The following is a 21718-nucleotide window of genomic DNA, read 5'->3' on the forward strand; positions in this document are numbered from 1 at the left end:
TAATTTATATAAAAAATGAAATTTAGATTTTTGATACTTTATTTTTCATTTTGCGAAAAAATGATCTATCTGCGACATAGTAATGTCGATTTACCATCATTGATAAGGATAAAAAAATTAGATTTCTTAGAAAATGAATTCATTTCATATATGAAATTTCCGATTTCCTTCAGATTATATTCTTTTTCTGACAATTATTTTTTATTTTAACAATTTAGAAAATTTAGGAGGATAAATACAAAATGCCTACAAAAATATCTGACATTTTATCCCATTTTACCCAAGGAAATTCTTCAGAACTTATTCCTATACTTCAAGCTGTGCAAGCAGAATATGGATATATTTCTGAAGAATCTGTCTATGAAATTTCGGAATATCTAAACATTCCCAGTTCAAAAATCTACGGAGTAGCCACATTTTATGCACAATTTCGCTTACATCCCCCTGGGCGACATGTTATTAATCTATGTACTGGAACAGCTTGTCATGTAAAAGGATCAGAAAAGTTAATTCCAGTGTTTGAGCAGGAATTAAAGTGTAAAGCAGGAGAAACCACTAAAGATGGTCGCTTTACATTAAATTTAGTTGCATGTCTAGGTGCTTGTGCATTAAGCCCGGTTGTGAACATCGATTCTGATTTTTACGGCAATTTAACTGCTGGAGAAATTAAAAAGATCTTGCGTAAATACAAATAAGGAGAATAAGAAACAAAGAAAAAAGTAAATTCGGAGGAGAATTTTATGAGTAAAACAAATTCAATAAAAAAATCAAAGATATCCCCCAAAATTAAATCTACAAAAATACATATTGACAGATCGCCCATAACTTTAACTAAAGAACAATATCGCGCTGCAAAACATATTCAAAATTCCAAACCCTTAATTTTCATTGGAATGGGAACATGCGGTCTTGCCTCAGGAGCACAATCAACCTATACTACATTTCGAGCAGAATTACAGAAGTATAAAATTGATGCAGAAATTATTCCAGTTGGTTGTATAGGTTCATGCTATCTTGAGCCAATTGTTGATATAAAATTACCAAAAAAGGTTCGTATCGCATATAAAAAAATCACAAAGGATAAAGTAGTGGAAATAATACAAAAAACACTACAAAAAGGAGAAATTATCAAAGATTGGGTTTTGGGAAAATATCCTGTTGAAGAAAATTCTAGTGATGAAGATTTTTCTGATATTCTTCCTATATCTGCTTATGAATTTTTCAAAAACCAGCAAAAATTCGTTCTTTCGCATTGCGGAGTACTTAATCCTCGTTCAATTGAAGAATATATTGCATATGAACAAGGTTTTAGTGCTTTTGCAAATGTATTAGAACAAGGAAACCCCCAAAAAGTTATTGATGATATTAAATCCAGCGGTCTTCGCGGTCGTGGAGGTGGAGGATTTCCGACTGGAGAAAAATGGCAATATTGTCGAAATGCAATTAGTTCAGATGGTCAAAAATATGTTATTTGTAATGCAGATGAAGGAGATCCAGGAGCGTTCATGGATCGCGCAGTATTAGAATCAGATCCATTTTCAATTATTGAAGGTATGCTTATCATGGGATATGCTATTGGTGCAACCAAAGGAATAATATACTGTCGTGCAGAGTACCCAATAGCCATCCAACAACTAACTAATGCAATTGAACAAAGTCGAAAACATGGTCTTTTAGGTAAAAATATTCTAAAATCAAATTTTAATTTTGATATTGAAATCAAAAAAGGGGCTGGCGCTTTTGTTTGTGGTGAAGAAACAGCATTAATGGAGTCAATTGAAGGAAAAAGAGGAATGCCCCGTATTAAACCTCCTTATCCTGCTACAGTTGGATTATGGGGACGACCAACCAACATTAATAATGTTGAAACTATTGCCCAAATTGCGAAGATTTTAAATTATGGTCCGAAAAAATTTGCAAAATGGGGTATTAATCGTTCTCGTGGAACTAAAGTATTTTCACTTACTGGAAAAATATGTCGTGCTGGATTAGTCGAAGTTCCAATGGGAATTACAATTCGAGATATTGTAAATATTGGAGGTGGTATTCCCAACGGACATAAATTTAAGGCAGCACAAATTGGTGGACCTTCAGGTGGTTGCATTCCAAGTCATTTAATTGATACACCAATAGATTATGAACAATTGAAGAAAGTAGGTGCCATGATGGGGTCTGGAGGATTAGTAATCATGGATGATTCAACGTGTATGGTTGATACTGCTCGTTTTTTCATGAAGTTCATCCAAGACGAATCATGTGGTAAATGTATACCATGTCGTGAAGGAACCCGAAGACTTCTTGAAACATTGACAAAATTAACACAAAAACCAAAAAATGATCTAGAAGTAGTAGATCGAATGAATAATATGATTTCACTCGAAGAATTAGCCCATGTAATTAAAGACACAGCTCTTTGTGGTCTTGGAATTAGTGCTCCAAATCCAGTTTTAACTACTTTACAATACTTCAGAAATGAATATGAAGCTCATCTTTATGAAAATCGCTGTCCTGCAAAAGCTTGCATTGGATTATTGTCATTTAAAATTGATGCAGAAAAATGCATTGGATGCGGTCTTTGCAAACTCAACTGCCCTAATGAAGCAATTTTGGGTGAAAAAAAACAAGCACATTATATAATTGAAGAAAAATGTGTAAAATGTGGTTTATGCCAATCAAATTGCAAATTCGGCGCAGTATTTTTAGAATAATTATGGAGGATTCAAAAAATGGCAACATCAGCAAAATTACTTATATCAAAACCAGTTAATATTTGGATGAACGATGAACCCATGAAAGTGGAAGATACTCAAACAATTCTTCAAGTAGCACGTAATCATGGTATCCATATTCCTACGTTATGCTATTTAGATGAAATAACTCCCACAGGATCATGCAGAATTTGTGTGGTTGAAGTTGAAGGGTTCCCTCGACCTGTTCCTTCATGTAGTACATTTGTAAAAGAAGGAATGAAAATTCACACCAACACTCCAAGAATTCAAGCGATAAGGAAAGTCATTGTTGAACTTTTAGTAGCAAATCATGAAATGGATTGTTTATATTGTGAAAGAAATGGAGAATGTGAATTACAAGATCTAGCAAAAATTTATAATATAAGAGATCACAGATTTTTAGGATCAAAACGACAAAATCCTTTGGATCAAACTAGTATGGCTCTTGTTCGTGAACCAAACAAATGTATTTTATGCCAACGCTGTGTAAAAGTATGTGATGAAGTTCAATCAGTACACGCAATTGATGTTACAAAACGTGGATTTGAATCTATAGTTACAAGCGCATTCGGAAAGACGATTCATGAATCTTCATGTGTATTATGCGGACAATGCGTTAGAGTGTGTCCAACAGGTGCTTTAAAGGAAAGAGATGTAAGCACAGAAGTCAGAGAAGCAATTGATGATCCAAACACCATTGTAACTGTTCAAGTTGCACCGAGTATTTCGGTTACAATTGGAGAAGAATTTGGATTTCCCATCGGTACAGATGTTTCAGGAAAATTAGTAACCGCTTTAAAACGAATGGGTTTTGATGCTGTTTTTGATACAGTTTTTGGAGCAGATTTAACAATTTTAGAAGAAGCAAATGAATTAATAAAACGAATCACTGAAAATAAAACTCTCCCGTTAATTTCTACCTGCAGCCCTGGCTGGATCAAGTTTATGGAACATGAATATGCAGATTTAATCCCATATATGTCTACGTGTAAATCACCTATGAGCATGCAGGGAGCAATTATTAAGAGTTATTGGGCAAAAAATCAACAGATCATGCCTAAACGAATTTTTCAAGTAGCAATTATGCCATGTATGGCAAAAAAATTCGAAGCTGATCGTTCAGAGCTAGTTAATGATGGACTTCCCAATACTGATGCAGTTTTAACAACACGTGAACTGATTAGGGCAATTAAAAAGTTTGGCTTAGATTTACAATCGCTCCCAGATTCAAAATATGATGATCCATTAGGAGAAAGTACAGGAGCAGGAAAAATTTTTGGAGCTTCTGGAGGTGTAATGGAAGCTGCCTTAAGAACTGCGTATTGGTTGGTGAACAAAAAAAATTTGGAACATCTTGAAATATCTGAAGTACGGGGTATCGATGGAATAAAAAAAGCAAAAATTCAATTAACTCCAGAATTAACAGTCAACTGTGTTGCAGCTAGTGGTTTAAAAAATGCAAGAATTATATGTGATGAAATTCGAGCAGGTAATCCCAATAATTATCACTTTATTGAAATTATGGCTTGTCCGGGCGGATGTATCAACGGAGGAGGTCAACCAAGAGGAATGGATTTAGAAGTAATAAAAAAGCGTGCAAAAGCACTATATAAGCTAGATGAACAATATACAATCAGATTATCCCATGAAAATACAGCAGTACAACGGTTATATGCAAACTTTTTAAAGACTTTAGGTAGCAATGAAGCCCATCATTTATTACATACCCACTATTATCCACGTAGCGAAAGGAGACATTAAAAGAGATCCAATAAAAAAATGGATGAATTTAGGAGGAAAAAAAAATGGAATATGGTTACAATACAATTTTACTAATTAATATGGAGGATTCACCCTCCATCAATAGATTTACAGATGTTTTTGAAGAAAAGGGATTTTCGCTTTACCATGTAAAAACATTTGAAGAGGCTTATCATGTTTTAGGGTCACAAAGCGTTCAGATAATTGTGATTAATATGGATACTGATTATGCTGAAGCTTTCCAATTTTGCTATCGAGTAAAGCATAATAAGAATTTAAATCATATTTTTCTTATTGCATTATCTGGAGCCCATAGTCGGTTTGGAATATATATTAATGCTCAAACTTATGAATCAAGAAAATGGCTTAATTGCGATTTATTTGTTCATAAACCCCTAAATGCTATGTATTTATATAAATTACTTAAAAAAGAAATTGCAATATTAAAGGGAATGGATGGAATTGCTTTAGATTCACCTAAAGAGCCATGGCTCTGATCAAAATCTAAAGAAATAATTTTTTCACATTTCATACTTTTTTTCTTTTATACTCTCATGTACGGTGTAAATTGATGTGACAATTTTTTATTGATGTAGATTATTTATTTGATATTTTATTTTCAATTTTAGAAATAGGTCGCGCCCATGTTCTGTAACAGTTGTTCCTGGAAATGCTCCAAATTGATTGTACTCTAATATACCTTGCTTCACTAAAAAAGCTAGAAAATCTGAAGTTTGTTTATAACTCAAATTTTCTTTGTCTTTTAAAAAATCTTCTGATACAAGATCCCGTAAATAGGGTACTTGTGCATTTGTAATCACTCCTAAATGGAATTTTAAAAAGCGATAGATTAAATCTTCTGGATAATTCTCTAGATCACCTTTCTTTAAATCAATCTTAAAGTTATTTTGTAATTCTGAATCTTGAGTTTTTCCTAAAATAAACACTTTTTCTGTTTTTGATTTTGTAATATCTTGATTTGGCTGAAAATTATCAAAGAAATTTCTTAATTCTTCAAGTATTTTTTTCCCTTTTACAGTTAAAAAACATCCTGGAAACGCACCATGCTGATCAGATTCAATAATTTTCAATTTCTGTAGTAAATCTAAAAATTCCTCTGCAGTTTTATAATCCATCTGTAAAGTAGTTGTAAGATAATCTATAGTAACTAAATCTCGCACATAAGGCGCTTTCGTTGCATTTAAAATCCTATTTATATAATCCAAGAATCTGAAAAGGCGCTTATTAATTGGATCTTGGAGATTTACTAAATTTATTAGCGATTTTCCTTCCATAACATAAAAAATAAAAACATCTTCCTATTATAACCTTTTTTACTTCGATAATTTCTTTTTTTTTATATAATATTAATAGTAACTCCATTCAAATTTCATTTGAAGAGATATAATTATTTGTGTTCAGTAATTTTGGAAATTTAAGAATTAAATCATGGATTTTTAGGATTTCAGCAATCCCATGATCAGGAAAAACAATTCTGTTCTTAATAAAAAAAGATTTTCTGAGAGGTATAGCTGAATGTAAAAAATCACGAAGAGTTGAAATTAAGTTAATATATTTTTTAGGAGCATTAGAAAGTAGGTATTCATATATTTCTTGTGAAGATTGAAGTTTGAAGAATAATTTTTCATTTTTCTCTTGATCATTATTCATATTTCGATAATCATCAGTGTTCAAAGAATTATTATTTTGTTTTTTTTCTTTTAATGAAATATCTTCTTTTTTATAATTTTTTTTTTTCTTATCAAGTTTCTCATTAAGTATTACAGTTTTTTTTTTTATATCTTCTAAATACTTAATCTCTTCTTCTGTCATCGAAGAAAAAACTGGATTTAGAAAATTCACTAAAACCCCTATATAATATATTGTTGAAGAAGGATAGGATCTAATATCAGTTTTTTGAAAAAGAGAAAGATATTCACAATAACAAGCATAAAGAATTTCTTTTATTTTATTAATCGAAATCTCAGGAAGTTTTGAGAGACTTTCAGCGGCTTCTAAAAAAAGAGTTCCAGAAATAAAATAATTTTCTTTATAATGTTGAATTACTGCATACTTTAAGAGGTATTTATACATTTTATGATATAAACATTGAAGATCTTGATTAATTTTTGTTCCAACTGCTTCTGCGTTAATTAAATTTAAAATAGCTAATTCATAATCATTTATGCGAATTGCACAAGAACTTGCTTGTTGATAGAGATCCCAAGCTTTTTGATATTTAAGTAAATTCTCAAGTAGTTTAGCGGCATCTTCAAAACTTATTGCAGCATCATAGAATTTTTTTGCTTTTTTAGAATAGTGCGCAGCTAAAAAGAAACAGCTGGCAGCATCAATTGAATTCCCTTTCAAAGTTTGGTAACATAAAGCAGCACCTCTGTAATAGGAAGCAATTTGCTCATTTTTAATCCGATTTCGTATCCCCTGCTTAGCTAATGAAAGATAAACACCAGCTTCTTTTCTCGCAAAATACTCATATTTTTCAATATCATTCATCTGATCATATAAATTCTTTATGATTTGATAAAGTTGAGCCAAAGGTATGAATTTATTTTTGATTTCGCAATTTTCTGCTTCTTTCGCAAAATAATCGATAGCTTCAAGTAGGATATTTATTCCTTTGGTTCTATTTTGTAAAAAGTTTATACCACGAGAAATATTTTGGAATGAATTAGCAGCAACCATATAATCAGGTATCTTTTTTGCAATTTTAAGGGCGATTCTTGCTTCAAATAGCATTAATTTCCAGTTCTTTATTTTTTCATATAATAAAGCTAAGTTTTGATGATTATGACATATTTCTCTTAATTTTGATTTTGATAACTTTTCAAGAGAATCTTCAGAATTATTGAATGACTTTTTCAGCAATTCTATTCCAATTTTTAATTGATCGAAGTATTCATTTTCATTTTTAATTTTTTTTTTATATATTGATGCTATTTTTAAAACTACATTCGCAGCTTCTGAGAAGTTTTTTTTATGAATTAGATGTTCTGTATACGCTTGATAATAATTGATTACTTGAAAATAGATTTCTTGGGCTTTTAAGGGATGAAGTTGCTCTAAATAGTAAGCGGCACTATATAATCTGCCAGCGGCTTCATAAAAATCATGCCTCTGAGCAATATCATTAGAAGAAGATATAAGATATGCCAATAAATCATATAATCTTCGTTCTTTTTCTTTTTCTGTTGAACAATGATTAATTTTGAAGATAGCTTGCTTAACATAATTAATAATAGCTTCTTGTTCAGCAAAAATGTGGGAATCATCCATATTTAAAGATCACGGGAACTCTCGAAATTATTCAAATGCTATCTAAAAAAACACCTAATTTTTGAAAAAGGTTATCTTTTGTAAACAATTCTATAATTAATTCTTCCATTCTTCCATAATCTTGATCTTTCCAACTAAATCGAATTTATAATATGAATAACATTTAAATGGGTTGTTTTTCACAATTAAAATGAAGAAGTTTTATTTTCAAGAAGGGAAAAACAATGCAGAGTCTTCAAGAAATAAACACAATTGGAACACTTAAGACTTACCGCGTTCAAACTACACGCACGGTAAGAGAATTGCTGAAAGATTTAAAATTGGAAAGTAAAGTTTTTGTTGTTTTAGCTAATGGAAAAAAAGTTAGCTTAGATAATGTAATTGAACAAGGAAGCGAAATCACTATTTTACCTAAAATTGCTGGTGGATTTTAACCATCATAGTAAACCTTTTTTTATTTCCTTTTACTTTTATTTCTTTTTATTATTATTAATTCATTTTTTGATTTCTAACCTTTATACTTATAGATAAAAGATCTTTAGCTGTTTGTGTTGATGGGAATATTTGCTGGGCTTCAGATAATAAATCATTTACATCTTTATAACGACTAGAAAAATGAGTTAAAATTAGTTTTTGGACACGTGCATCTTTAGCAATTTCAGCAGCCATTTCTGCAGTAAGATGTTTTTTTTCTATAGCTAAATTTTGGAGTTCTTTACCAAAAGTGGATTCACATATGAAAATATCTGCGTTTTCAGCTAATTTAACGAGTGAATCACATTTTGCTGTGTCAGCACCATAACATATAACCCTTCCAAGTCGAGGGGGAGTAACAATACCTGATTCTACAGGATTTATTATCCGACCATCCTTTAATGTGATTGATTGACCATTTTGAAGGCGTTTCCACAACCTTCCTTCAGGAACTCCAATAATTTTAGCTTGTTCAGGATTAAATTTTCCATTTAGTGGATGCTCTTCAAATCTATAACCCATAGTAGGAACAGAGTGATTTAACCAATGATATTTTACATGATATTTTTTTGTAGAAAAAATAATATTATCTTTTTTAGTTAAGAATTTGCGTTCATATTCATGTGTTAAAAAGTGAGAATAAACAATCATCTGAGTATTTTGAGAAATTTGATTCTTTTGATGATTTTCAATGTTATTTGTAGAATTTTTGAAAATGGAATTATTCATTCTTGGAGGAACAATTTCAATGACAGTTAATGGATAATTCTGAGCCTTTAATCCAACAATTTGGTAATGCATTAATAAAAAAGAAGCAATACCTAATGGACCAACAATTGTTAAAGGTTTTGTGCGGGAATTAAGATGAAAATTAAATAAAAGACCTGGAAGACCAATGACATGATCTCCATGTAAATGTGATATAAAGATAGTTGAGGGAACATTAAATTTTAAATTTGCAGCTTCAAATCTTCGTTGAACATCTTCACCTGCATCGAATAGTAAAATATGTCCAGAATCCAATCTAAGAGCAACTGATGGCAAATTCCGCTCTTGAGTAGGAGTGGCTCCGCTTGTTCCTAAAAATATTAGTTCCATATCAAAAGAATTAATGATTACTTTGATTTATTTATTAGGTAAAAATTACTCCATTGTTAATCTTGCAATAAACTTTTAACAAATGCTGTAAATTGGCGTTGAAAATGATATGCCATAGGAATTTTTAATAAATTACCTTTATTTGAGGTTGGATCATTATATATTAATGGATGAACTAAATCTTCTAATGGATAATCTTGTTCGTTTCGAAATATTGGTTTATCACCAGAAGTCATATAACGAATAAAAGCGGTTTTTTTAGAATGCAATTCCATAATAATATTATACAATTTAAAGTTAAAAGAATTTTTTTAATGAAATAAATTTTTTAAGCAAAATCAACCATTTATTAATAGCGATTACTCATTTCGGTAAAAAAAAATGTCGATTTCTCCCAAAGAATTCTTTCAGTGCCCTCAATGTAAAAATATTTATCTCTTAGATACCCAAGGAACACATATATGTGAACAATGCAATAATATTAGTTTAGAAAAAATAAGCGGTAGATTTATTCTTCGATGTCGGAAATGTGGTTTAACTCAAAATAAAAATAGTTTCATTCAATTACACGGCAATTCAAGATTAACATGTCAATCTTCAAATTGTAAGGGTCAGCTAAAAGCGATAAAAATTAGTGTAAAACCAAAAAATAATACATTAAAATCCAAAGATAGCACACCAATTAAAGGATTTGAAGCAAAATTACCCCCTAAAATCCCTAAACGAAGGAAATTAGCCGCCTCAAGTTCACAAGAAGCTTTAGAATTGGCAAAAACATTAGCTGCACAACCAAAACCTAAGATAAAGAAAAGTGCATTTTTACCTTTCCCAATTGTAGAAAGAAATGAAGAATCATCACCTCAAAAGGTTAGTTCAAAGGATTCTAATTTAAATGCACAGAAAAACCCTATTTTTCAAAATATTCAAGCATTTCCTCCATCTTCTACAACACAAGATAGCGTTTTATTAGAAAAAACTCATGCGGGGATTAAAATGGGGGATATTTTAATATTGAATGGCGAAAAATACCAAATTATCGAAAAACTTGGAACTGGAGGTATGGGGGCAGTTCATAAAGTAAAAAACATGAATACAGGTCGAATTGCAGCTTTAAAAGAATTTTACTTCACTCGATTTCATGATCCAGAATCAGGGAAAAACTTTTGTGAAAAATACTGGAAACGAGAATCTAAGATCACAGAAATTCAAAGTGAATCTCCTGAAAAAACTATGAAATATTTAGGTAATCTTCATTTAACACAATTTCAAAATCCAGAATATTATATTTTTTTAGAATTCATTGATGGAATTCCACTTGACAAATGGTATATTCAAAATTTCCCTAATCTTGACCATTTAACTCTATCTGCACTACAAGATTTAATCAAGAACATTTTAATGCCGATAACTCGTCATATGTATTTTTGTCATCAAAAAGGTATTGTTCACCGAGATTTAACAGTCCAAAATGTAATGATTGTAACTCAAGGAGATGGAACTTATTATCCTATAATAATTGATTGGGGAGTGGCTAAAGAAATTGGGATGGATCAAATGTATCATCCTCGTAAACCCTATTATGTTTCAGCAACACCTGAAGCGACAGGAATCCGAAATAGAGGTACACCTCCTGAAGTCATGGCAGGATTTGAGCCAATTGCAACAACAGATATATATATGTTAGGTCATATTATGTTCTATCTTTTTAGTGGAGGTCATTATGCAGGAGCAGCTGCCACCAATGAAGATTTTGTACTCCATCCCAGCGATTTTAATCCACAATTGCCAGAAGAATTCAATAAATTAGTCGAATACATGACACAATATGAACCAGCAGATCGAATGGCAGATATGGTTAAAGTTTATGATGCATTACAATGGATTTTTGATGCAGCAGAAAAATTAATACAAAAAACACAATCTTCACAAAAAACAATTAAATATTATCTTTATTGCGATTATAATCAAGGATTTTTAGAAATACCACCTAAAACTATTGTAAACATTGGAAGAGAAGAAATTTTAAATGTAGGTCGAACGCATGAAATGGATGGACATATTTACAACGCTTTACTACCTACTGACGAAGGAAAGTTTTCATTTCAATTATATATTGATGGTGATATTGCTTATATAAGGGATATCTATTCACCCATGGGAACCTATCTTTCAAATTTAACCATTCCAAATCGACAAATTTATAATAACGTAGCGATAAAGAATTTAGATAATGTCTCAATTCAATTATCAAGGGCAAATTTAGGAAAAATGTTAATTGAAGTTCCATTTGTTGCACCTGATGGAAAAACATATCGAATTCCCTTTAAAATATATGCTCAAGAGGTTGATTAAAATTACAGAATCAAATACAAATCAAATCAAAAATGAATTAAGGAATCAACTTTATTATATTGGAAACTTGAATCCACCTCAATATGTGTGGCAATGGTTTTTTCGATATTTTGCTGCTGGTTCAGAGAAATTTAAAACAGAACCTGTTGATTTGTTAGAAAACTACGAAAATCTATTTCTAATGGCCGAGAAACTCTTAGAACATAAATATACAACTGAGAAATATCACAAATTTATAAGAGACATGCAAACACCAGATTATACGTATTATTTTGTTGGAGATACTCATGGTTCATTTGATGATACATATTTAATGATTGATTATTTTATAAAAGTTTTTCAAGTAAATCCAAAAGTCAAAATAATTTGGATTGGAGATATTGTAGATCGAAATCCTTATGATTTACAAAACTTAGCCTTTATTCTTTCTTTTTGGATCCTTTTTCCAGATAATGTATTTATTTTACGTGGAAATCATGAGGATTCGTCAGTTTGCTCCAGATATGGTTTTTCGCAACATCTATTTGAAAAAGCACAATCTCGTGAACGTTTTGAATTGATATGGAAGCTTATTACAGATTTTTTCAGCAAATTACCTTTGGGATTAATATTTCGAAGTGGTAATAAACAGGGCTTGGTAGTTCATGGAGGAATACCTTTTGATGTCTCAAATTATACACCAATTCGAATAGATGAGATAGAATCCAACCTAAATTGCTATCAACTTGAACATTTTGATATGGACATTTTTTCCCAGACGATTCTTTGGGCAGATCCAGATCCTGAATTAAAAGAAATGGTTGCTCCAACACCCAAAACTGGACGACCAAGATTTAGCAAGCAAGCTTTTCGAGATTTTATGGAACTAAATGGTTTTGATCTATTTATTAGAGGTCATCAAAAATTTAGTGAAGGTTATCATCTATTTTGGGATAATCGTTTAATTTCTTTGTTTAGCACTTCAACATATGATGGAAAAAAGATAGGTAATGCTCGTTTTCTGCGATTATTACCTGAAACAAGCATTTCAGAAATTGGACCTGAAGAAGAGCAGCGAAAAGGTATTGTTTGGGTTAACAAGGAATTTTTAGAACATCAATTGATGCAATACTATAATGCTAAAACTTCGCAATAGGCGAAAAAAAATACTAAAAATTTATTATATTGGATTTTTTAAAAGAAAATTGCTTTAATAGAATAATGATTTAGATTGTAAAAGGTGAATTATAATGAAATATTTTGGAGAAGTTAATGTAGAAGAAGAACCGATAGGAGATGATTTTTATAGTAAAACTATGCCGACTTTATTATTTGGAGCAGCAATTTGGGCATTTTCTGCCTTATTTTTCTCAGGTTATATTACAGGCACAGCAATCATCCCTTCTATTGGAACAATTATTGCTTTAAGTATTGCTTATTTTATTATATGGATAGTTACAATAATCTTAGCTGCACGCCAACAAAATGAAATTTCTCGAATGTTATTTTTTGCAGCTGCATTTATTACAGGTATTTTAAATTCATTCGTTCTTTATTCAGGTGCTCTTGAAGTTGGATTATCATTAGCAAAGGATTTATTTGTTGCAGCTTCAATTATTGGAGTTTTTGCTGTAGCAGGTGCTTTATTTATTGGTTATACTTTCCGTAAAAATTTCAGTTATAAATATATTATTTCTTTTATGATTTTTGGCTTTATAATAATCATTATGGAATGGAGCTTATCAATTTTTATCAGCCAGATGTCAGGATGGTTTATTTTCATAAGTATTTTAAGTTTAATTTGGATCATGGGAATAACAATTTATGATGGTGCGACATTACCTTCAAAAATTGCTGCTGGTTATTGGATGGTGGCAGTTATTGATATATTTCTTGATTTCATTATTGTGATAATTCGAATTTTTATAATTTTAGTACGTATTTTTGCCGATTTAAAATAATATTGAATTTTTAAATGATATACTTATCTTCTATAAATTTTTTCCTAATTTATAATTATTTATATTTTTAGCACATTTTTGTTTCTGAATAAAAATAGAAAATTTCATCAAAATTCGGCTAATTTCAGCTGGAATAATATCTCTTTCAATTAGAAAATAATCACTTTTACTTCAGAATTTATAATTTAATGAAGATTAAGAGTATTCAAAACTAAAGAAAAAAGTAGAATTTACAATTAATTTTCTGATTTTCAGGCATTATAAAGGATTTCCGCAAAATTCACAGAAAACATTATGCGTCTGTTTCTGAATGTAGCCACAAGATAAACATTTTTTATTCTCAGCTCGTTTTAAAGGTCTATTAGATTGACGATCAAAAGCTTGCAATCTGGCTCGAGTGACAGAAGATCGTACTTGATTATTCAAGTTTTCTGTTATTTTAGGAGGTTTAATAATTCTTGCTTGTTTTAAAATTCGTTGCTTACGTTTATATTCTCGCAATTCTTTAGTAGTGTTAAAATGTGGAGTTTTTTCTTGAGCTTCAAAGTCATATTTAACTAGAATAGTTTGAATACCTGCTTTTTTCGATTCAACTACTTGTGATTGTTCTGGAGTAGCGATCATCGTTGTTTTTTCTAAAGCTTGTTCAATTTGTGATTCAAGATCGATCTTTTCGCGCTTTTTCTTTTTCTTTCGGTATTTTTTATCAGTGGGATCGAATTGTAAAGTACAAAGTTTCATTAAATCGTTTATTTCTTTTACCAAATCTGAAGCTTCTAAATAACGAGCACGATCAAGATGTTCTTCTAAAACAAAATATGCGATCTCACCTTGTTTACCTTCGATTAATTTAAACAGTCGACCTTTTACATCTTTAGTTATTTTTTCGATTTCATTTGAAATTAAACGATTTATCCGCTCATAATTTTCATTCAAATAATTATGTAAAGCATCTAACACTGGACTATCGTGGTGATCTAAATCACTTTTGATATCTTCTAATACATTGCGGGCCTCAATAATCTGACCTGCCTTCTCCTTTACTAAAGCATTATCAATTCTAATTTTGAAATTCTTATGAGATTGACACATTAACAAATATTGATTGATTTCAGCATTAAATTGGTTAATTGCTAAACTTTGTGCAGTTTCCTTTAATTTCATTAAAGATTCTGCAGCTTTAGTAAAATCCAAGGCATTCAATTCAGTTTCAACGATATTTTGTAAAGAATTCCTAATTTGTTCTTCACGTTTTTCGTTATCACTTTCAACCCGATCTTGTAATGACTGAACTACAATTTTAATTTGATCAAAAATAGCAATATTATCCTTGACTTGATTAACTAGATTTTTTATTTCTCGAAGTGTAACAATAAAATCTTCCATCTTTGAATATTTTTGGGCAAGTTGATTGTGTTTCTCGATGATTTCTGAATTTTGTAGAACTTGATTTTCTAACACAACAATTTGATTTTTTAATACATCTTCTCCTAGTCTTTGAGCTCGAATTTGATAATTCTTTAATAATTGTAATATTTCTATGAAATCTAATGCAGTATGAACTCGTTTTTGAACTTCTTGAAAATCTGCAGTAAGTTTTTCCTTTCCATCCTTTAATGCAGTTTGAATTTCAGAATATAATAAGGATACTGCATCTTTAAGCGCAACACTATAAAATCGTGGCGATTTTTTTAATTCTTTTTCAATTGAATTTAAAAGATTTTTAGCTTGATGTTCTGCTTGATGAATATCTCCCTCTTCAAATACCTTTTGTAATTCTTCATATTCTGCTAATTTCGACCGATTATGTTCTATCTTTTGACGTAATTCAGAAAGAACTTTATTAAATTTCTCTAACCCAGATGTTTGAATTTGTCGATCAATTTCGTTAAGCAATGTTTCAGCAGGAGTAAAATCTAGAGATTCATCCATTTTTTCATGGAATTCATCAATTTTTGTTTCAATTTCATTTTCTTCTTCTTTGATTTTCTTATCTAATTTCTCGATTACTTTTTGTAGTTGTTTTATTAGAAGAGGCTCATATTTCTCTTGATTATGAGTTACAGTTTGTAAAAGGGAAGTTAGTCCATCTTTAGCTTGTTGAAGAAATCCTTCTTGAATCTTTGACTCATAACTAACTTGCTCTGTTTGAATTCGTTGATTATCGACAATTCTTTGAGCCAAATCATCAATAATTTTTAGAAATTTCTCTAATCCTGCATTCATCGCTTTATTTTTACAATTAGATAGAATTTCTGTTGCTTGGAAAAATTCTAGTTGATTTACAAGTAAACTTTGGGCTTTATTAATATCTTGTTGAATTATTTTGGCTTCTTCTTCAATTGAGATATTTAATTCCTTTTCTAGTGATGAAATAAGTTGTTGAAGCTTATTTATGTAATTATTTGCATTCTTTTCGATCTTTTTCTTTAAATTGCTTAATTTTTCTTGAGCGATCTTCAATTGTTTTTGTTGATGAAGGTTAACAATTTCATTATAATCTTTATATGCTTCGTAATTTAATTCCAAATTTTCTAGTAAATCTTCAATTCTTTTTTGAGTAGAGTGATATTTTTGTTTATTAACTATCGTAAGTTGATCATTTATTGCATTACGCGCTTTCTCAAAATCAAGATCTTCAGCAAGAAATTTCCAAATTTTATCCAATTCTTGATTTAATAAAGATTCACCTTCATTTCTACTTTTCAATATTTTGCTTTCATAATCTTTAATTTTTGTTTGTATATTTTCTAATATTTCTAAGTTTTCATCAATTTCATCTAATTTCTTTTTAGTTGTCTCCATTAATTGAAAAGCTTCTAAATAATCGCCATTTTCATAAACAGAGTTAATTTGCTCTAATTCGATATTAATTTCCTTATTAAATTTACATATATTTTGCTGTATTTGAAGTTCTTTTATTAATCCTTCCATTGAATATTGAGTTAGATATTGCTCTTTTTCATTCAAAATTTGTATAGCTTTATCGAATTCAAAATCGAAAGCCATTTCTAAAGCTTGATTTACAGCTTGATCTTTTTCTTTTGTGAAATCAGCAATCATATTCATAATTTGCGTGATTATTAATTCCATTTCTAATTTTTTATCAGAATAAATCAAAATATCAGGATTTTCTGATAATTTTTGTGCATCTTGCAAGCTTTTTAATGCTCTAGGAAGATTACTATAATCTTGTCCGATTTTTAGTAATCTATCAAATTTAATCAATTGTAAAGTGATTTTTATATTTTGGATGGTAGTTTTGAAGAAATAATTTAATTTATTTCCAAAATTAAATTCAGGAAGTTTTTTAAAATTACTCTCAATTTGACTTATTAGATGAGTTTTTTGACGATCTAGTTGATCTATAACAGTTTTATGAATCTTTAAAGGATTTTTAACAGATTCATTTCGATTTTTAATGAAATTCTCCAGTTGTAGAGTTTTGTAATATAAATAACTTAGTTGAGATTTGAGTTCTTCAGGTGCAATATCAGGTGTTTCTGCTGGAACTAAAATTCGCTCAAGTGCATGCAAACATTTAATATTATCTTGTATCTGATGCTGATTTCTTATAATTTCATTCAACCAAGAATAAAATCCTAATTTTTGTGTAGTATTATGAAGGTCATGAAATGCGATCTTTGCTGGAATAAATTCTCCTTCATCATATAACCTTGACGCATTTAGAAAATTAGTTTGTAAATTTTCAGTTTCTTTTCGAATATTTTGAGCAACTAATTTAAGATTGTCATTAATTTCATCCAATCTTTCAGAAGGATCATCAAAATCAGCTTTCTTAAGAATTTTAAGATTATTTTCCAAATACATTCGTTTATGAAATAGATTTGATGTTTTTTCAAAGAATAATGCATTAATTTTGTAATAAATTTCATAATATGTATTTTTTAAATTATTAACCATTTTTTGAATGGTAGATGCATCTTCATCTAAGGATGAGGCGAATATTACTTCGGCTGGGCGAATTTCTGCACCACAAGCACGACAGAATCGAGCGTTTTCGTCTTCAATAGTCACACCGCATTGATTACACTCACTCATTTTTGATTACTCCAACATTGATCACATTGTTGTTGATTCTTAATAACATTGTGTTCTGAATTTCTAATTATACTTTCTGAATTTTTCACATAAAAGAAGAGTATTCATAAAGCCTATTTCGTAATTTAATTTATGAATTGGATGATCGTATTTTATGGAAGTGTAGCTTCACTTGGTGCGGGTCTTGCAACCAGTATTGGTGCAATCCCTGTTTTTTCTAAGAAAGAGATATCAGAAAAGACATTGGATATACTTTTGGGCTTTGCAGCTGGAGTTATGTTAGCAGCCTCTGCTTTCAGCTTATTAGTCCCTGCTTTATCTCTTTCTGCAGAAGATGGAGGGGCACCAGCATCTCTTCCTCCAAGTTTACAAAATTTATGGGTTGTAATGATTGTAGTATTAGGAATTATTGTAGGAGCAATATTTATCGATCTTATTGATCGTTGGGCACCGCATGAGCATTTCGTTCAAGGACATGAAGGTAAGATCTCAAAACGGTTGGCAGCGACTTGGTTATTTATAATTGCCATTACTATCCATAATTTTCCAGAAGGATTATCAGTTGGTGTTAGCTTTGGATCAGGAGATTCAGAAAAAATCACCTCTGGGTTAATTGTCGCCATTGCAATTGGTTTACAAAACATACCAGAAGGAACAGGAGTGGCAATGCCTTTATTACGTGAGGGATATTCGCCTCGAAAGGCATTTTGGATTGCAACTTTTACAGGGTTAGTTGAACCAATTGGAGCTTTTGTTGGCGCGGCAATTGTCAATATTGCAAAGTTTTTTTTGGGATTTGGAATGGCTTTTGCTGCTGGATCAATGATTTTTGTAGTGACAGATGAAATAATTCCTGAAATGCATGGAAAGAAGCATTCTCGACAAGTTACATTTGGAATAATTGCAGGTTTTGTAATTATGATGTTTTTAGATAACTACATTGAACCGTTACTTAATTTAATAATGTAAATTAGATACAAAGATTAACCACTTCATGAATTTTTTTTTAACAAATAAAATTTATAAAAAATTTCACAATAAGGAACAATATTAATAAGTGTTATTTAGTATTTAGAACAACTTTCAGCGTTTTTATCTCAAAAGGGGTAAAATCTGCGGTGATTATCATCGAAGATGAATCCCATTTTATCGATGACTCTTCTATCGGCCTTTCTAGCAGATCAACTTCAATGATTCGATCAACTTTAAACCCAATATGCTGTGGAAACTGTATGATACAATTTTTTTGGCTAAATCCAGTTAGTTCAGCAAATCTTAAAACCAAACCTCCATCATCATTCCATTGCTCTGGTTTTACAACTTTTAAATTAATTTCTGAAGGAATATTAAAACCTAAAGAAATATTTTCTGGAATCGACTCAGATTTTTTGGTTTTATCTGGATTAATTTTAATCAACAATGGAGGATGATTGAATTCTTCGGCAATTTTTGGCACATATGAAGAGCCCTCATTCTTATTATTTACCAAACAACCCCATATATGTGGTAAAATTGCAAAACGAGAGCTCGTTGGGCCTAACCCAGAATACTTGGGAGGTTTTCCTTTTCCTTCATATTTTCTCTGTTTTCTTTCAAAATGAACCCAAGATTCCGCAGAAGGACGTGGATACTTAGGGCTGCGATGCATTGAAATACGAATTCTACCAGCTGAAACATCAAAAGCATATTTTGCTTCATTTATTATAGCGATCCCCCATTGGTTATCTGGAGTTGATACATCCACGTATCTATGCATAATTTTCTCAAAACGGGCAATATCAGCTGGAACTTTAGGCAAAGTAGAAGCACTGAGAGCACAGTACATTTGATCAGAAGTTACACGGATAGCTTGAGTATTAGTATATAGCCCTATTTTCAATAGAGTCTCAGGAAGTTGCCAATTTGCACCCCAACTACAGTAAATTAATGGATCATCATGAAATAAACTCACAGTTTGAATTACTTCAGAATTAGCAAGAGTGCGTTGAATTTTAAGAGTGCTGAAAACCGGACCTTGGTGTAAAATGGAAATTTTCAAATTTTGAGATTGATCGAAGTTTAAGGGGTGTTTCCAGTATTCTTTTTGCAAATCCCAAGCAGGGTATTCATGGGAACCTTTATCAAGATAACCTTCCAGTAATAAATTTCTTTTTCCGTAGATCAAATTTTCACCCCTATTTATTTTTCGAGCCTTAATAGATACTAAACTTCCCAAAGTAGGATCAAACTCTAAAGTAACTTTTCCATTGGTAATTCGGGGTGATTTATGTAATGTAATATATAAAGGAGGGGATTGAACAGATTCAAATCGTAATTCAGAAATTAAAAATTCATGAGCTTCAAGTTCTATAATTGTCCACCAACCTTCACCGTTATTATGCATGTTATCATCGAATTCAGCACTAACTGGTTGACAAATAGAAGAAACTAGACGATCTTTACGAAAGTAATATAAACGAGCATAAGGAAGACTGGAGGAATCATTTTTTGTTGCTTTATTTGGGACAGAAATAATGTCTTTTGGAATGAAAACTCGAGTTTTACGACTCCAATTTAGCGGATTAAAAATTAAAACTAAATTCGAAGATTCAAATTCTAAAGGAATGTTTATAGGTAAAAAAGGAACAATCTGATGGAGAATTTCTTTTAAATTATCATCGCATTGCTTGCCATGCTTAAATGTATCATCCAATACTTCTGGAATGCAACTTCCAGGTAATACATCATGAAATTGATTAAGTAATATCTTTTTCCAAATTTTTTCGAATAAACTAATTGGAAATTCGTATTTTGGATTTAATAATGTAACGAATGTTGCAAGTTTTTCAATATCAAGGGTTAAATTTACTAATCGTCGATTTTGGCGCTTTACTTCACTGTGTACTGTAAAAGTACCCCGATGAGTTTCTAAATAAAGTTCATCTTGCCATATCGCTAATTTTGATTGGTATTGCTTAAGTTCTGAGAAAAAGGATTGAACTTCAGACCATTTCCACTGAATTCCACGTTCTTGAGCAATTTGAGACAAAACTTGCATTTGGGCAACTTCCCAATGACTGGGTCCATGTCCACCGTCTCCAGCACCCCAAAATAAGCCTACTGGAACAATAGAAGTAGATGAGTTAATAAAATTTTGGAAATTTGAATAATCTTTTGAATAATCCCATAATTTTGGTGCTTCTTCAGATAAAGCATAACGTCCAGATTGAAAATTCTTCCAATGATCAAATATTTCACGATTCTGCCCAAAATTAGCAGTTAAAAGGGAAGTTCCATCAGGAGATTTCCAATTAAAATAGATAAATGGAAACTTAGTCTGTTTATTCCATGTTAATTTAGATGTCCAAAAATACTTAGCACCAGATTTGACTAATAATTGTGGTAGTCCGCAATTGTATCCAAATGAATCTAAAAACCATTCTACTTCAGGTAAAGTCCCAAATTCTTCCCAAAAAAACTTCATTCCATAAAAACGCTGTCGTACTATAGACTCACCACTTGGCATCATACAATCAGGTTCAACCCAAGATCCACCAACCAATTCTATAATTCCTTTTTTTTGTAGTGCTTTAATTTTGATAAACAATTCAGGATCATCTTCTTTTACCCACTGTAATAATTGAGGACTGGATATTGCAAATTTAAATTGATCTGGGAATTTTTCAGCATGAAAAATAACTTTTTCTAGAGTTTTAATTCCTTTTTGTCGAGTTTGCTCGAATCTCCACAACCATGCCATATCAATATGGGATTGACTGACCATATGTATATGATAAGTTGAGAAGGATTCAGGTTTTAGAATAAGTTCCCATTGATTAAATAAATCTTCCATCTCTTTTCTAAAGCTTGGTTGATGGATTTGATCATCTAACCAATGTTGTGCGCTTTTTTGGTTATCTATATCTCGTTCTGAAAATTGAGTTGGATCTAGTCGCTCTGAACCAGAACATCTTCCTACCTCACCTGTTTTTTGGAAAGATCTATCGCGTGTTGAACCCATAAGAAGAG

15 protein-coding genes are annotated in these 21718 nt (G+C 30.8%); 9 read left to right on the forward strand and 6 right to left on the reverse strand.

The window, feature by feature from the left end; genetic code table 11:
- Positions 1-242: 242 nt before the first annotated feature.
- Genes nuoE through ACXLDF_RS16370 form a run of 4 tightly spaced genes read left to right on the forward strand, consistent with a single transcriptional unit; the run spans position 243 to position 4987 of the window.
- Positions 243-695, forward strand: coding sequence for an NADH-quinone oxidoreductase subunit NuoE (nuoE, locus tag ACXLDF_RS16355; RefSeq protein WP_457559623.1), 453 nt, complete (start codon positions 243-245; stop codon positions 693-695).
- A 45-nt stretch (positions 696-740) separates the two neighbouring features.
- Positions 741-2708, forward strand: coding sequence for an NADH-ubiquinone oxidoreductase-F iron-sulfur binding region domain-containing protein (locus ACXLDF_RS16360; protein WP_457559624.1), 1968 nt, complete (start codon positions 741-743; stop codon positions 2706-2708).
- Positions 2709-2726: 18 nt separating this feature from the next.
- On the forward strand, positions 2727-4490 hold the full coding sequence (locus tag ACXLDF_RS16365; protein WP_457559625.1) for an NADH-dependent [FeFe] hydrogenase, group A6: 1764 nt from the start codon (positions 2727-2729) through the stop codon (positions 4488-4490).
- 44 nt (positions 4491-4534) lie between these two features.
- Positions 4535-4987 carry a response regulator transcription factor gene (locus ACXLDF_RS16370; RefSeq protein ID WP_457559626.1) on the forward strand — a complete coding sequence of 151 codons (453 nt, stop codon included), beginning with the start codon at positions 4535-4537 and terminating at the stop codon, positions 4985-4987.
- Between the two features lie 87 nt (positions 4988-5074).
- Here ACXLDF_RS16370 and ACXLDF_RS16375 read toward each other — a convergent pair whose 3' ends face one another.
- The gene (locus ACXLDF_RS16375) at positions 5075-5785 is read right to left on the reverse strand and encodes a hypothetical protein (protein ID WP_457559627.1); all 711 of its coding nucleotides are present in this window, start codon (positions 5783-5785) and stop codon (positions 5075-5077) included.
- 88 nt (positions 5786-5873) lie between these two features.
- Positions 5874-7784: a hypothetical protein gene (locus tag ACXLDF_RS16380; RefSeq protein WP_457559628.1), complete on the reverse strand. Its 1911-nt coding sequence runs from the start codon at positions 7782-7784 to the stop codon at positions 5874-5876.
- Between the two features lie 224 nt (positions 7785-8008).
- Between ACXLDF_RS16380 and ACXLDF_RS16385 the strand changes: the two genes are divergently transcribed.
- A complete protein-coding gene (locus ACXLDF_RS16385; RefSeq protein WP_457559629.1) occupies positions 8009-8218 on the forward strand; it encodes a MoaD/ThiS family protein in 210 nt (69 codons plus the stop codon).
- 55 nt (positions 8219-8273) lie between these two features.
- Here ACXLDF_RS16385 and ACXLDF_RS16390 read toward each other — a convergent pair whose 3' ends face one another.
- A complete protein-coding gene (locus ACXLDF_RS16390) occupies positions 8274-9356 on the reverse strand; it encodes a ribonuclease Z (RefSeq protein WP_457559630.1) in 1083 nt (360 codons plus the stop codon).
- 56 nt (positions 9357-9412) lie between these two features.
- Positions 9413-9631 (reverse strand): hypothetical protein, encoded by a 219-nt coding sequence (locus ACXLDF_RS16395; RefSeq protein WP_457559631.1) that lies wholly within the window; start codon positions 9629-9631, stop codon positions 9413-9415.
- Between the two features lie 106 nt (positions 9632-9737).
- Between ACXLDF_RS16395 and ACXLDF_RS16400 the strand changes: the two genes are divergently transcribed.
- The 3 genes from ACXLDF_RS16400 (at position 9738) to ACXLDF_RS16410 (ending at position 13648) form a co-directional block, all read left to right on the forward strand.
- Positions 9738-11708, forward strand: a complete 1971-nt coding sequence (locus ACXLDF_RS16400; protein ID WP_457559632.1) for a serine/threonine protein kinase — start codon at positions 9738-9740, stop codon at positions 11706-11708.
- Positions 11656-12843, forward strand: coding sequence for a metallophosphoesterase family protein (locus ACXLDF_RS16405; RefSeq protein WP_457559633.1), 1188 nt, complete (start codon positions 11656-11658; stop codon positions 12841-12843). Before ACXLDF_RS16400 ends, ACXLDF_RS16405 begins: the two co-directional genes overlap by 53 nt.
- Before the next feature lie 94 nt (positions 12844-12937).
- A complete protein-coding gene (locus ACXLDF_RS16410) occupies positions 12938-13648 on the forward strand; it encodes a Bax inhibitor-1 family protein (protein WP_457559634.1) in 711 nt (236 codons plus the stop codon).
- Positions 13649-13906: 258 nt separating this feature from the next.
- Here ACXLDF_RS16410 and ACXLDF_RS16415 read toward each other — a convergent pair whose 3' ends face one another.
- On the reverse strand, positions 13907-17710 hold the full coding sequence (locus ACXLDF_RS16415; protein WP_457559635.1) for a hypothetical protein: 3804 nt from the start codon (positions 17708-17710) through the stop codon (positions 13907-13909).
- Between the two features lie 132 nt (positions 17711-17842).
- Here ACXLDF_RS16415 and ACXLDF_RS16420 point away from each other — a divergent pair, with 132 nt between their 5' ends.
- Positions 17843-18679, forward strand: a complete 837-nt coding sequence (locus tag ACXLDF_RS16420) for a ZIP family metal transporter (protein WP_457559636.1) — start codon at positions 17843-17845, stop codon at positions 18677-18679.
- A gap of 91 nt (positions 18680-18770) precedes the next feature.
- On the opposite strand, the gene ACXLDF_RS16425 is transcribed toward ACXLDF_RS16420, so the two are convergent.
- Complete coding sequence (locus ACXLDF_RS16425; RefSeq protein ID WP_457559637.1) at positions 18771-21710, reverse strand: alpha-mannosidase; 2940 nt, start codon at positions 21708-21710, stop codon at positions 18771-18773.
- Positions 21711-21718: the final 8 nt, after the last annotated feature.

Source organism: Candidatus Harpocratesius sp., from assembly GCF_054039255.1.

Excerpts from the sequence above, each read along its gene's own strand:
- ACXLDF_RS16390 (WP_457559630.1), bottom strand. The coding sequence starts at position 9,356 with ATGGAACTAATATTTTTAGGAACAAGCGGAGCCACTCCTACTCAAGAG.
- ACXLDF_RS16410 (WP_457559634.1), top strand. The coding sequence starts at position 12,938 with ATGAAATATTTTGGAGAAGTTAATGTAGAAGAAGAACCGATAGGAGAT.
- ACXLDF_RS16420 (WP_457559636.1), top strand. The coding sequence starts at position 17,843 with ATGAATTGGATGATCGTATTTTATGGAAGTGTAGCTTCACTTGGTGCG.
- ACXLDF_RS16405 (WP_457559633.1), top strand. The coding sequence starts at position 11,656 with ATGGAAAAACATATCGAATTCCCTTTAAAATATATGCTCAAGAGGTTG.
- ACXLDF_RS16425 (WP_457559637.1), bottom strand. The coding sequence starts at position 21,710 with ATGGGTTCAACACGCGATAGATCTTTCCAAAAAACAGGTGAGGTAGGA.
- ACXLDF_RS16370 (WP_457559626.1), top strand. The coding sequence starts at position 4,535 with ATGGAATATGGTTACAATACAATTTTACTAATTAATATGGAGGATTCA.
- ACXLDF_RS16400 (WP_457559632.1), top strand. The coding sequence starts at position 9,738 with ATGTCGATTTCTCCCAAAGAATTCTTTCAGTGCCCTCAATGTAAAAAT.
- ACXLDF_RS16380 (WP_457559628.1), bottom strand. The coding sequence starts at position 7,784 with ATGGATGATTCCCACATTTTTGCTGAACAAGAAGCTATTATTAATTAT.
- ACXLDF_RS16375 (WP_457559627.1), bottom strand. The coding sequence starts at position 5,785 with ATGGAAGGAAAATCGCTAATAAATTTAGTAAATCTCCAAGATCCAATT.
- ACXLDF_RS16415 (WP_457559635.1), bottom strand. The coding sequence starts at position 17,710 with ATGAGTGAGTGTAATCAATGCGGTGTGACTATTGAAGACGAAAACGCT.
- ACXLDF_RS16360 (WP_457559624.1), top strand. The coding sequence starts at position 741 with ATGAGTAAAACAAATTCAATAAAAAAATCAAAGATATCCCCCAAAATT.
- ACXLDF_RS16365 (WP_457559625.1), top strand. The coding sequence starts at position 2,727 with ATGGCAACATCAGCAAAATTACTTATATCAAAACCAGTTAATATTTGG.
- nuoE (WP_457559623.1), top strand. The coding sequence starts at position 243 with ATGCCTACAAAAATATCTGACATTTTATCCCATTTTACCCAAGGAAAT.
- ACXLDF_RS16385 (WP_457559629.1), top strand. The coding sequence starts at position 8,009 with ATGCAGAGTCTTCAAGAAATAAACACAATTGGAACACTTAAGACTTAC.
- ACXLDF_RS16395 (WP_457559631.1), bottom strand. The coding sequence starts at position 9,631 with ATGGAATTGCATTCTAAAAAAACCGCTTTTATTCGTTATATGACTTCT.